At 32.8% G+C, this 13,390-nt stretch carries 8 protein-coding genes and 2 pseudogenes; 5 read left to right on the top strand and 5 right to left on the bottom strand.

Annotated features, from left to right (window positions below; translation table 11 throughout):
• Nucleotides 1-156: 156 nt before the first annotated feature.
• Nucleotides 157-2,112 (bottom strand): hypothetical protein, encoded by a 1,956-nt coding sequence (locus MNV_RS16680; RefSeq protein WP_096207075.1) that lies wholly within the window; start codon nt 2,110-2,112, stop codon nt 157-159.
• 339 nt (nt 2,113-2,451) lie between these two features.
• On the opposite strand from MNV_RS16680, the gene MNV_RS16675 reads away from it, so the two are divergent.
• Entirely contained in the window at nt 2,452-4,053 is a 1,602-nt protein-coding gene (locus MNV_RS16675; RefSeq protein ID WP_096207074.1) for a prenyltransferase/squalene oxidase repeat-containing protein, read from the top strand.
• A gap of 1 nt (nt 4,054) precedes the next feature.
• Nucleotides 4,055-5,128: pseudogene (locus MNV_RS21395) on the top strand (oligosaccharide flippase family protein); the annotation flags it as partial.
• 378 nt (nt 5,129-5,506) lie between these two features.
• Here the strand turns inward: MNV_RS21395 and MNV_RS16660 are convergent.
• The gene (locus MNV_RS16660) at nt 5,507-6,631 is read right to left on the bottom strand and encodes a glycosyltransferase family 4 protein (protein WP_096207071.1); all 1,125 of its coding nucleotides are present in this window, start codon (nt 6,629-6,631) and stop codon (nt 5,507-5,509) included.
• A gap of 2 nt (nt 6,632-6,633) precedes the next feature.
• Nucleotides 6,634-7,500 (bottom strand): UbiA family prenyltransferase, encoded by an 867-nt coding sequence (locus tag MNV_RS16655; RefSeq protein WP_096207070.1) that lies wholly within the window; start codon nt 7,498-7,500, stop codon nt 6,634-6,636.
• Nucleotides 7,501-7,828: 328 nt separating this feature from the next.
• Here MNV_RS16655 and MNV_RS16650 point away from each other — a divergent pair, with 328 nt between their 5' ends.
• Nucleotides 7,829-8,533: an alkaline phosphatase family protein gene (locus MNV_RS16650; protein ID WP_218838057.1), complete on the top strand. Its 705-nt coding sequence runs from the start codon at nt 7,829-7,831 to the stop codon at nt 8,531-8,533.
• On the top strand, nt 8,452-9,558 hold the full coding sequence (locus MNV_RS16645) for an alkaline phosphatase family protein (RefSeq protein ID WP_179294048.1): 1,107 nt from the start codon (nt 8,452-8,454) through the stop codon (nt 9,556-9,558). Before MNV_RS16650 ends, MNV_RS16645 begins: the two co-directional genes overlap by 82 nt.
• A 261-nt stretch (nt 9,559-9,819) precedes the next feature.
• Here the strand turns inward: MNV_RS16645 and MNV_RS16640 are convergent, their stop codons facing one another.
• Complete coding sequence (locus tag MNV_RS16640) at nt 9,820-10,596, bottom strand: transposase (protein ID WP_218838056.1); 777 nt, start codon at nt 10,594-10,596, stop codon at nt 9,820-9,822.
• Between the two features lie 551 nt (nt 10,597-11,147).
• Between MNV_RS16640 and MNV_RS16635 the strand changes: the two are divergent.
• Nucleotides 11,148-12,482: pseudogene (locus MNV_RS16635) on the top strand (ArnT family glycosyltransferase); the annotation flags it as partial.
• A gap of 158 nt (nt 12,483-12,640) precedes the next feature.
• Here the strand turns inward: MNV_RS16635 and MNV_RS16630 are convergent.
• A complete protein-coding gene (locus MNV_RS16630) occupies nt 12,641-13,234 on the bottom strand; it encodes a hypothetical protein (RefSeq protein WP_096207065.1) in 594 nt (197 codons plus the stop codon).
• Nucleotides 13,235-13,390 lie beyond the last annotated feature (156 nt).

Below are 13,390 nucleotides of genomic sequence, written 5' to 3'. Positions count from 1 at the left end.
TAACGTTAATGTCCAGAGACCTGTCGGGGTAAAAATGACAAATATTACTCTACGGTAATAAAAAATACTATTTCGCTAGATTGCGGAATTCATTCAGTCATCTATCGTTTTGTATAATGAATTTACCCCGGAAGGTTAGAGGACATTAACCATAAGTTATGATGGCAGGGAGGTGTCAAGGTGCAAAATTCTAGTACCTGTACTGGACTGAGCAATGCTGGTGTTATCAGGAGTAAGTATTTCTATGGTATAGGTATGGTTGCCGGGTTTTTCATCCATTGGAATGGTTCCGCTCAATATTGTCATGGCGAATGTCTGGCCTGATATATAGTTTTGCGGTGGATAATATTTTATCAGGTTTATCCCTGTATCGTTTTCATCCGTGAATTTAGGCGTCATGCCCGTTAAATTCTGGTTGACCTTCCCTGATACGTTTATCCAGTAATAATCCGCTGGATAATAAATTAGTTTATCAGTCGTTATGGTCAGTTCCACTGGAGAGATGATTGACATCCTGGTATTTGCCTGGGCTACACTTGTGTTATCAGGAGTGAGTATTTCTATGGTATAGGTATGATTACCGGGTTTTTCATCCATCGGAATGGTTCCGCTCAATATTGTATATTCGAATGTCTCACCGGTCTTATAATTTTGAGGTTGATAATATTTGATCAAGTTAATTCCAGTGTCGTTTTCATCAGTGAATTTAGGAGTCATATTCGTTAAATTCTGGTTAACCCTACCTGAGACGTTTATCCAGTAATGGTCGCCTGGATTGTAAACCGGTTTATCGGTTGTTATAGTTAATTGCATCGGAGGAAGGATAGATATCTTTGTATTGGATTGAGCTATGATTGCATTGGTTAACGATAGTATTTGTATTTTCAATGTTAAATTGTATGGTTGATCCTGGCTTAAAGCATAGTCCAAATATTTATTAGAAAATGTTTGATTTTTTGAATAACTCTGCACTCCGTAATCCTTCATGCCATAAATAGAGCCGTTTTCATAAGTAATAGTTAATACCGGTCTTAAAGGCATGTTGTAATAGGAAAATCCTGTTATATTTAAAGAGTAAGTTTCATTTGAATACGCGTATTTATCCATACTTAAATTTACATCAAATATTGGAAATAATGAATCTGTATATTTGGCATAATTTATAACACTCTGTTCGTCTATCGGCTTATGAGTGAAGTCTAAAACTGCGTGATAGGTGTGAGAATTCATATTAAATGTAGTTGGAAACTCATGGATCGCTCCCGTCTCTGTCACCTGGAATTTATCACCGTTATAGTTGTCTGATCTCCATTCGGTTTTTAATAAATCGTCTGCGTTATATGTGATTATAATATTATGTGCCCCATCGCCTTCAATAGTGGTGTTCATAAATGGAACTGCTACCCCAAAAACCCCATTTGTACTGACGGGGAAAAGAGTGTAGTTATTATATTTATTAATATATGTCGATGGACTGGATGTGACTGTCTTTGAAAATGTAGTATTGAACATATAATAGGTTGCATTGTTTTTGAAACCGCTCGAACGTGTGAAATAGAAAGGATACCATCTCCACCCGGGTGGAATAATTAAATCATTGTTCGTGAATATCGTTCTTTCTACAAATATCAGACCTGTACTATTATCGAAGGTCCATGTAGTATTTACAAGCACAGGATTATTTTTAATATCTTTTACAATTGCCCCGTCTAAATTAGATATTTTTGATGATGTGAATATAACTAAGCGATTACTTGAGTTTTCTTTTAAAATAACTCTTGCTTTTGAATATCCGCCGGTGCTTAAAGCTGAAACATTATACGGATCGTAAAAGCCTGTGGTAAATAACGGCCAGAGATTCCCCCATATTGTACCCGGGATGCTGATATTAACCAGATTTTTTGTTTTATTCGGGTCAATTTTTAAATCATAATATTCGGTAATTTCCCCCCCGTTGCTTGCATTAAAATAGAATTCTGCATCTTTAAATGTGATTCTAACATTGTTTGCGTTTTGTGCATTATCAGGTATTGCTGATGTAATATTTGCATTTATTAGCACAACAAATATTAAAACCACCAAATTTTTCTGTATTTTTAATATGGGAAACATATATTTCGCTCCAAACCATCCATTTGTTGACGTCCAATTGGTTTATACCGTATGTACTCGCCCAATTTACACTCTTATGATATATAATATTTACTCTTTTTATATAATATTTATTATCATAATTATTATGTATTTGTTATGATGAGAATGAGCGCAAAATACTGAGTTTAATTCGCCATATCACGGGCCTAAGAATTTAACCGATTCTAGCAAATATAAAACATGCTCAAACTAGGGAAGGTGGTTCAATGCCAAATTAATTCTGGGTTTACAAAACATATATGTAAGGGGAAAATTATTGTACCGCCGTTTTATCGTACACTGATTTGGTGATCAAATTTGCAGAATCCAAATATTTTTCCTGATACCATAAACCATTCAATAAATATCGCTAAGACATGGCTGTTAAATCGAAAAAGCAAATCTTCATGGGAATTTCCTGTTATAAATTCAAGTTATATAGCGACGGCTCTGTCGATATATGTTTTAACTGGTGAAAAAAAAGTAAGCGCTACTCACTATCTTCTCGAAAATAAAGTATGGGAGAAATGCTTAATTGCAGCGGAGATTTTTGGAATAGCACTTCAAGAAACAGGCGAAGAGTTTTTAGCTAAAGAAGTGTTCATCAATTGTCAAAATGAAATAAAGAAGAAGGGTACCGATAAAAGAATTATTTTCAAGGAACAACTAAAAAATGTTAAATTAACATACTCTTTCAATTTATCCGAAAATGAAATATCTTTGATACCATTATACGGAATCTTTTTCAAGTTATCTCCTGAAAAAATTTGGTATGATAGAACAAGCTTTTTTTATCAGTTTTTTCATGAAACTGCTCTTTTGCTCTTATCAAAGAAAGACGCAAAAATAAACAAAAAAATTATAAATGTTATGAAAAAAGCATTGAACAGTGACGGTTCTTATGGTGGTTTGACTGTATGTACTATAAGGGCGGCATATATATTAAAGCAACTTAATGAAGAGGAATTAGCCTCAAAATCAATAGAGTGGATCGAAAAAACAATATCTGAAGATGGTGGTTTACGCCCTATACTTTGGCAGGATGTATATGATACAGCATGGTGTTCTTTAGCGCTCGCTAATTCTGGTGAGAATATAGATGATATTATTTGCTGGTTAAACAAAACACATATAGGGGATGGATACCCATATGTTTCAAATTCCTATTTTCCTGATCCCGATGATACGCCTTTAGTCCTATTAGCAAAAATAATATCCAATAATTTAGATACTACTGATTATAAAACAGTGGATTTTCTAATAAAGTGCCAAAAATCTAATGGTGGATGGACATGGTCTCCATTCTTGGAAGGAATAGTAAAAAAGAAACTCCTTACAATAGTAGGAATATTATTCAATTCTATCTGCATTTTCATATGTAGATATAGAAAAGGATATGGATTCTTGTCTAGAGCTTACTCGCATCAATCTTTTCGACCATCAATAGATATAACTTCTAGAGTTTTGATTACATTATCATACTTTAAAGGTAGGAAAAATGCGGCAAAAGCTATTAAAAAAGGACTAAATTTTTTACTTAATAATTATTCAAATGGAAGATTCCGGGCTAGCAGATTATATACTTCTTCGCATATCTATGAAACTTCCATGGCACTCATAGCACTCTACAAAAATGATATTAAAAATGAGGCGACTGAGGAAGCATTAAGCTGGCTTCTAGAACAGGATTTAGAGTCTGCTGAGGATGCCGCCCATATCTTGTGGGCTTTAATAGAGGGAAACTATGATAGAACGCGGTCCGATAAATTAATAGATTTTATCATCTCAAAGCAACTTCCTGATGGTTCATGGGAGTTTAAGGTAGGCTTCCTCGCGAACCTTCAATACTATTACTCATTATTTTCTATAGCTGCCCCTCTATACGCGCTAACATTATACAGAAATAAGTACAGGGACTAAAATGCCTACAATTAGTCAGGCAGCTAGAAACTCAGGTATTGTATTTTTCGGTCGTATTTTCAATTTGTTTGTTGATTTTATTATCAGCATTTATTTAGTTCGTTATTTAGGTAGCAATGATTTTGGAATCTATTCTTTTGTATTTATATATATTTCTTTTTTTGGTTTCGTAAGCCTTTCTGGAATGGATAAGGTTTTAGTTAGAGCACTATCTAAAAACGAAAGTGCAGCAGAAAGAATCATTGGAAATGCACTAACAATTAGGTCGATATTACCTATGTTGGGAATATTCCTTTCAATTATTATACTTATTTTTCTCGATTACCCTCCTTACACAAAATTTTTGATTTACATTACATCGATTACTTTATTTTTATCTTCATTAAGAATAGTTTATCAATCCGTTTTTCAGACTTTTTTAAAAATGGAATATTCGGTTTTTTCAGATGCTATCGGAAAAATTTTCTATTTATTATTTGTAGCTATACTTATCTTCTTTGCAGGAAATATATTTCATTTGATAATAGGAATAATTATTTCTAACTTTATCACGTTATTTGCAAATATAATCTACTCCAGAAAACTAGTGAAACCTATATTTAAATTTGAATTAAATTGTATTAAAAAAATAGTAATTCCATCTTTTCCCTTAACCTTGGCAGGATTTTTTTTGTGATTTACCATAGAATTGATGTATTCATGATTTCATTAATGAAAGATTTTACTGCAGTTGGTTATTATTCTGCAGCATTTAAACTTATTGAGACACTTAATCTAATCCCAGTCACATTGATGATATCATTTTTCCCACTAATGATACGGCAGTTTAAAGTTAATAAAAACAATTTTTTAGCATTGCACGAGCATGGGTTTAAAATGATGCTCATAATCGGTATTCCCTTGGCTATTCTTACGAGTTTGTTTTCAAAAGAAATTGTTTTGTTGGTATTCGGAAGTGAATTTATGCCATCAAGTGATGCATTATTGGTATTAATATGGGCTGAGGTCTTCGTTTTTCTTAATTTCGTTTATTTTGATACATTCATCTCAATGGGACGGCAGACGACAGTCACAATAGTAACAGCCGCGATAGCGCTAGTAAATATTTTGTTAAACTTTTTTTTAATTCCAAAATATAGCTTTGTGGGCGCAAGTATAGCTACTTTATTTAGCCAAGCATTGGGCTCATGCATCTTCTTTTATTATATTTATGTACTGTTCCCGACAAATTCCTATAAGAATATTTTAGTAAAAATGTTTTGTATATCTTTGATATTTCTCATATTTTTGCTAACATTCAATTTTATATCCACATATATCTCAGCAATCCTTTCATTATTGTTCTACATAATTATGATTCTGACTTTAAAAATACTGCCAGAAGAAGAAATCTCTAGTATAAAATCATACATTAAAAAATTTTTCAGCTATAACTCCAAGATTTAAACGTATTTCATCTGTTATACACTTTTATAGTTTCTTGTAACATTTTCTCAAGCGAGAAATATTCTCTGGCTCTTTTTATACCAGTCCTGCCCATTTCCCTGGTAACATTCTGGTTTTCGAGAAGATATACTATATTGTCAGCTAAACTTTTTTCATCTAATCCTGAAAGTAATCCTGTTTTATTGTCCCCTACTACTTCAGGAATACCTCCGTTTGAGGAGGCTACCACAGGCGTTCCGCAACTCATGCTCTCCACACACGGATAAGAGAAAGCTTCATAGACAGATGGTACCGCAGTTAGCATTGAAGAATTATACAGTTTTACCAGTTCCTCATCGCTGATGAAAGTATGATAATAAACACTTCTATCTACCAAACCCTTTTGTTTCCCAACAACATGCAGCTTCGCTTCTGGAATCTCTTTCAATACGAATTTTTTAAATGCATTGAATAGGATATTAAATCCTTTTCGTTTATTCGTAGTATCCCCGACGAAGAGAACCTGATTCTCGTTTTTCTGAATATCTTCGAAAGATTTGAATCTATCTGTATCAATTCCATTATAAACGACATGAATCTTTTCGGGTATTACATTATAATCTTTTACAATTTTTCTTTTAGAGTCTTTAGATACCGTGATAATTTTTGGAATTTTCAATGCGTTTATTTTATCAAACTTGACGGCACTATGCCAAAATATCTTGTCATTGTTCTCTTTCAAATCGAACGTCCACGGGTGATGAAGAGTATATACAATGTTTTCATGATTATTTAAAAAAAAGTCCACTATTTTTGGCATCTGCATCTGATTAAAATGGATTACGTCATAACTTGTGATTTTTGGCTTAATTTTATTCATTAGGTTAAAAGCAAAGCTTAGATCTGCAAAATTCAAAAGAAATGCTAAAGGAATCCCGTTCACCGGTATATAATTAATATTGTCGTTTCTTTTTAAGTAACATATTTTTCTTAAGCGTTTTGATTTTATTTCATACTTTATCGCATAAACGTCCAGATTTAGTGATGGCATTTTGCTTGAGCTTTCTATTAGAGAATTTATGTATCTTCCATTTCCTCCAATATGCGCAGCTACACTGGAGGCACAAAGAGCTATATTTCGTCTGGTGAACATTTTTAAATCCTATTTCCAATTAATATAATCAGTACCCACAAATGTGCAATAGATATAAAATACATCCTCAGTTGAAAAACAATACCCCACATTTCTTTGGCACCACGATGTAGAAATACCACCGATATTACATTAAAAATTAAAGCTTGAATATATATATACCAAAATTTTGGATATAAATATGAAAAGTAAAGGCTTAAAATAAGAGCCACTAATAAAATTTTTGACAATACATTTAAAAGATTACTTCCATGAATGATGGCTGGAGTTATTTTCCCAACCGCTGCATCCCCTTTTAGATCTCCAATATCTTTTAACGGCGTAGTGCCCAATAGAAAAATTAATACTATCGATGAATAAGCCACAATTTCAGAAATATTTTGCGTTCCACCTAGAGCAATTCCATAGTAGAAATACGCAACATATGCAACTGAAATAGATATAATCCCAAGCCAACCTTTTTTCATTAGCGCTGCCGAATATATAATTTTGATAGAAGCCAAAACTATCCAGAAGATGGTAATATACGGATTACCTAAATAAAAAGCTTGCAAAAAAACAAGTATAAAAAATAAAATCCAAAATAAATTGTAATAGCGATTAATCTTAGTATTGATATTGCCCATACTTTTTTTATTTAAAATATCTCCCTGGTTATCTTTAATATGATTAAATAAATGCGCTTGGAATGAGGAAATATACATGATGAAAATAGTCATTATGGAATTTAATGTTGACGAATTGGCACCAGATATAATAAAACCAGTCAAAAGAAAAACCATAGCAGTTATCAGATCAAAAGTAAACCTAAAATCAAAAATTATATCTTTAATTAATTTTAATTCCGTGTTTTCGTTAATGTTTGACATAATATAAATGGGAGTATTCTGCTGGCTTTAATAATCTATACAAGTATAAGTTTTACGTTTAAACGTTGTGTGAAAAATATCAATAAGTTCACCAAATTCAATGATACCCAGGAGAATCATTATATTCAAGAATTTAATTATTGTACACATATAACTAAATCTATAAAAAATCTCCGATAGCAATATTTATCTACTGAGATGTTATTTCACATATCCTGTAATCCACACAATGGATTTTCCATGTACGTTATTAAGTCATACGATAGAGATATCAAAATTTTAGCTGTTATAAAGAGTGTGAATCATGACGGGAAAAAACAAAATAATTATGATAGGAATCGATGCTGCAACACTTGATTTAATAAATCCTTGGATCAATGATTTACCTAATCTGAAAAAACTAATTGAAGATGGTGCAAGCGGGGAACTCTTCTCACGACTTCCTATAACTGCTGCTGCATGGACCTCTGCTGCAACGGGAAAAAATCCTGGAAAACACGGTCTTTTTGAATTTACGGAGCGCAGGGAGAACAGTTATTTTGATCTGCAGCCCGTTGACAGCAAAGATAGAAAATGCGACGCTGTCTGGAATCTTCTAAGCAAAGAAAAAAAGAAACTAATCGTTGTGCATTACCCTATGACGTATCCCCCTGAGGAAGTAAATGGGATTATGGTATCTGATGTCATAACGACCCCATCAATTTCAAGCGATTTTACATATCCTCCAGATATAAAAACAGAACTAATGAAACAAATTAATGATTTCAGGATAACCATTAATGAAATGTTTAAAGATGGAAGCGGCAAAGAAGACATCTACCTTAGCGAATTGGTAAAATTAACGGAAAGCCAAAAAAACACTGCATTATACTTAATGAAAAAATACGAATGGGAGTTTTTTTTCATAGAGATACATGCGGTAGACCTTGTATGTCATTTTTTTGGAAGTATATGGACAAGAACCATCCAAATCATGATCCAGAATTGGAGAAAAAATACGGCTCAGCTATTTTCCAAGTATATAAAAATGTAGATGATGTCGTTGGAAAAATCCTTCAGAATATAACGGATGATGTTAGTGTGATAGTAATGTCCGATCACGGGGTTGGTCCTTTATATAAATACGTATATTTTAATAATTTTTTATTAGATAAAGGTTTAATGAAAATAAAAGGAGACTTTTTTCCACAACTAAAGTATTGGCTTTTTAAAAGAGGATTCACGGTTGATAATTGTTTAAAAATTATCCCACGGAAAATGATACTGAGTTTACTTGAAAATAAGAAAAATAATAAAACGGATAATAAAAATGTCGGTGGGACTGGAAGCCCAAGTAAAAAGAAGAGACTAAAAAGATTATCAATACCCAATCCATTCCTTTCTTATTCAGACGTAGATTGGTCGCAAACTAAAGCATATTCTATTGGATTCATAAGCCCAATATATATTAATTTGAACGGAAGGGAGCCTTATGGAATAGTCCAAAAAGGAGATGAGTATAAAAAAGTAATAGAAGAAGTCACTAACGAGCTAAATCAAATTAAAGATCCTGATACCAATGAAAATATATTGGATTACGTTCTTACAAAGGAAGTATTCTCTGGAAAATATAGCGATAATGCCCCGGATATTGCCGTTATTATGAAAGATATGGCTTACATAGGAAGAGATGTAAATGCTTATTTCCCGCCATTTTTTTCCGCATTCAGAACTAATAAACTAATGGAACCTTCAGTTATTCAGGATATCTCTGGTACACACAGGATGAATGGGATTGTTATTTTGACAGGTAATAATATAAAAAAGAATTTTATACTAAAGGGTGCGGAAATTGAAGATATTGCCCCAACAATTTTGTATTTAATGGGTCTTCCGATACCAAAAGATATGGATGGAAAAGTTCTTCTTGACGCATTCAATCCTATGTATACTGAAAACAATCCAGTCAGGTATACTGATATATTAGATAAAGCGGATATGAACGAATCTACTCAATTCTCTGAAGATGATGAAGCAAAAATTAGAGAACGATTGAAGAATCTAGGATATCTATCTTGATTGTCTGAATTTAGCTCCAGAAACTTCAGTAGCTAACACTTTTACACCAGGTACCCATAAGTGAATAATTTAAGTAGTAAAATAGAATTGGATGTTTGGGATCCCAGGTATGTTTTTTCGCTACAGACCAACATTCACATGGCTATGTAGCACCCGGCTGTTTTTCTTTTAAATTACCGCAGTATACTGCTTAAAAAGATGAGGACTATCCGTCAAACGCATCCATCTATATTCATACGAATTATTAGATATTAAGGTATGTCAGATGGGCAATATATTGGATGGGTGTATATTCCAAGCTTTACAAAACGGTAGAATAAGAGCGGAAATAAATTCTCTGAATTTTTCCATAGTTGCACGTCTGATATGTCTTGAGATTGCCCTTATGCCGTCAAGAAAAAGCCCAACCATGCGGTTCTTACCCTTTGGTGGTTTTCTAACAGCTCTTGTATCTTCTTTTTGTTCCCCTGCAAGTACGCATATAATATATGCAAAGGCGATTGCAATAAGGAGTGTTTCTATTCTCTTTGGGTCAGTCACTCTTGTTTTTTCAAGCTCAAATGCATTGGTTTTCCAATCCTTATGCATGGGCTCTATACCAAACCTTAATCCGTATACTTTATCGGAACTTTCTGGATTATGAGAAGTAGTTGCTACAACAAGCGGTTCATCATATTCTTTTTCCCATGTTAGCAAAACGTTCATAGGGAAGGTACTTGCTCGTGTTAGAATCTGATTGCATAGAAGAAAGCGGTCACCTTTGACCATTTTCTGTATCAGTGAAGCTACCTTTGTCTCCGTTTCTGGTAAATCAGTACTGCTCAGATACATACTTGCTTTTATTCTCAGTGTTGCATCCACGTTTTTGTATGTGGTTTTGAGCCATTCTGCAAGCTTGGGACTGGCAAATTCCCTATCTGCGACAATGTGGATGAGCTTGTCAGATAGCCATTCCATCTGTTGCAATGCCTCGATGACAGGGGCTAAGATACGTTTCCACTGGTCAAGAGAGCTATTTCCTTTCTTGCCGGAAACCATCCACATAAAGGGAGGGCACGTCCTTTGTAACTGATCGCAACTGATAGGATATTTATGTACTTGCAGCGTTTTTCCCAATCGGTGCGATCCATTGTTAAAGTTATCTCAGGGAGCTTTTCAAGAAGTGGACGCATTAGACGAATTAAAGGTACAAGTACTATGGTCGGTGATATCCGTCTATTTGATAAAAAACGGCGTATGCGCTGTATGCATGCCATCATACTTACACCATTGATTGATAAGGTCTCACCAAGTTTACAGATGTGAGCTTCGTTATTTTCTAAAAGACAAACTATCAATGCGGATAGTCTCATTCTTAAAGGCTTTGAGAGCTTTAAGTTTATTGCTACGAACAGTTCTAATAAGGTTTCTTGCAAATATGTGTGTGTTTGCATGGATACGTCTCCATTACAGGGTTAATGGAGATGTATTCTAAAAAGTGTTAGCTACTGAACTCCAGAAACTATAATTAATATGCAAAAAAAGACATACTATAATAAACAAGTTGAGTTTTTTGTTGTAATTTTACTTACTATCCTTGCTTTTTTTTACGTTTTTATAATTACATGAATGTTTCCGTAGTTCTTGATGAGACTGGATTTTCACGATACGCATATTCTATTTTAGCCGATTCTTGGGGATGGCCATTGGAACAGATGGCTACAAACCATCCCCCTTTAATCCCTTACCAGCTGGCAGTACTTACATATCTTTTTGGTGGATCCTTAGAGATTTTCAGAGTCTTAATTATATTTTATGGAAGCTTTACAGTTATTGTTGTTTATTATCTTAGTAAAGAACTATATGACCAAAGGGTAGGAATTCTGTCGGCGTTACTTCTCACCTTTTATAGTTACCATATTATATATAGTAAATATGTGATGCTAGAGGTTCCACTGATTTTTTTTATTTTTTCTTATCTGTATTTCTTCTGGAAGAGCTATAACAAACCAACTGATATAAAATCCGCAATGATTTCTGGAGTTTTTCTTGGTTTAGCTATTAGTACAAAATATATTGGATTCTTATTATATTTAGCATCGATTTTATTTATTTTGTTGGATAATCTAAACAAAAGGTCACATCTATCCATTACATCATTACTAGAGAGACGCTACATTATTATTTTTTTAGTTTCATTATTAGTTTTTTCACCATTTTTAATTCAGATAATTATAAACTCAGTAAACCCTTTCTTTTTTCAATTATTTGGAAGATTCAAAATTGGAAATCCAACTTATATTCAATACCCATCACTTCTTGGAATGATTGTGTCAGGTTTTAATCAGTATATTAGCACAATCATGGATTCTAATGGACTGGCGACTGAATCTCTTCCTTGGCTTTTTATTTTTCAACTTGCAGCTCAATTTCTTTTTCCTGTTACAATCTTCTATTACGCCCTAAATATCAAAAAATCTAATTATTCATATCTATTGGTTTTTTATATGGTGTTTAATGCCTTCGTGTTCTTCTATGGGACACGACATCAAAACTATCAGTTATGGGTATTCCCAGCATTTTTAATTATGCTTTCACAGCTAACTATAGTTTCAATCAATTCAGTTAAAAATAATAATATTTATATTAATGCTTATAAATCATTATTAAATAGAGCCCTGCTGCTATTCTCATTTATTTTTATTATTTCTTTCATATTTATAGGAGCTACAGCCCCAGCGCTCAATAAAGATTCTGAGTGGAAAATAAGTGGTTACGAATATGCCGCTAAATATATAATTAATAATATTAATGAAAACGATTTAGTTGCTACGGATGCTACTATTTATTTAGAATATCTTATAACAACTAATAAATACGATTTAGAAAAAATAATAATATATTATTTAATTTTTATAACATTGACAAAATCAATGGTAAAATAATAGTAGGGGTTGATACAAAAGTCTTGGAAGCTATCAGGCCAAGGTTTTTAGTGGTAAAAGGATTTAACTACCAGTTCTTAGCAACAAGGCAGGATCAAATGAATATAAGAAAGTACTATGACTTAGTGATTCTAAAAAATGATGTTTATGTTTTTGTATTAAAAAGTCCCTAATTTCTTTCGTATTGCCCAATAAAGCACAAAAACCAATAAAGTTACAATGATGATCAGATAGATATATTCAATATCAAATTTTTGTTTGATTGAAAATATTTCAGTTTCGACTTCATCAAGTTCCTTGGTTTGAAAAACCTCGTTCGTAGAATTATTGGTAGAATTAGTAGAAATAAAACCCAACTCAGAAGGTGTATTTTTTTTATTTACAGAGAATAATACAGCTTTAATTGTTTGAATACCAGTATGTTTTTTTATAGGGGTAATAGAAAATTTGATTTTACGAGTTTCTCCCTTGTTAAGCTTAATAGTTTGGATTGCATTAGTCGGATAAAAATACGTACTAGGCAAGAATAGCATAACCTGAAAATTACTATCTATATCTAAGTTATTTTGGACAAATACATCAATATTATAAGCCTCTCCTACAATCATTTGTTTAGGTATATTTCCTAAGAAAAGTTGTTTTGTTACAATCTCATTCGATGTATCATCTGCTTGGGTATTGGCTACAGCTATAGTTAATATTATTAATAATATTATCAATTTATTTATCAAAGTAAACACAGGGATTTCCACGCCATAATTTAGGTTACAACCCTATTTAAATCTGACCTCAATTTTTCTATTCCCTAACCATGGAATCGGTACATTTTTCCCGTTCGCATCAAGACGTTTCATCAGATTCTCAATAGCCACTTTATGCCAGTTCTTGTAATGTCCGTAGAACGTTAC

This window comes from Candidatus Methanoperedens nitratireducens (assembly GCF_900196725.1).
GTDB lineage: Archaea > Halobacteriota > Methanosarcinia > Methanosarcinales > Methanoperedenaceae > Methanoperedens > Methanoperedens nitroreducens_A.
Note: the sequence above shows the minus strand (reverse complement) of the source record. Positions and strands in the feature narration are given on the sequence as shown.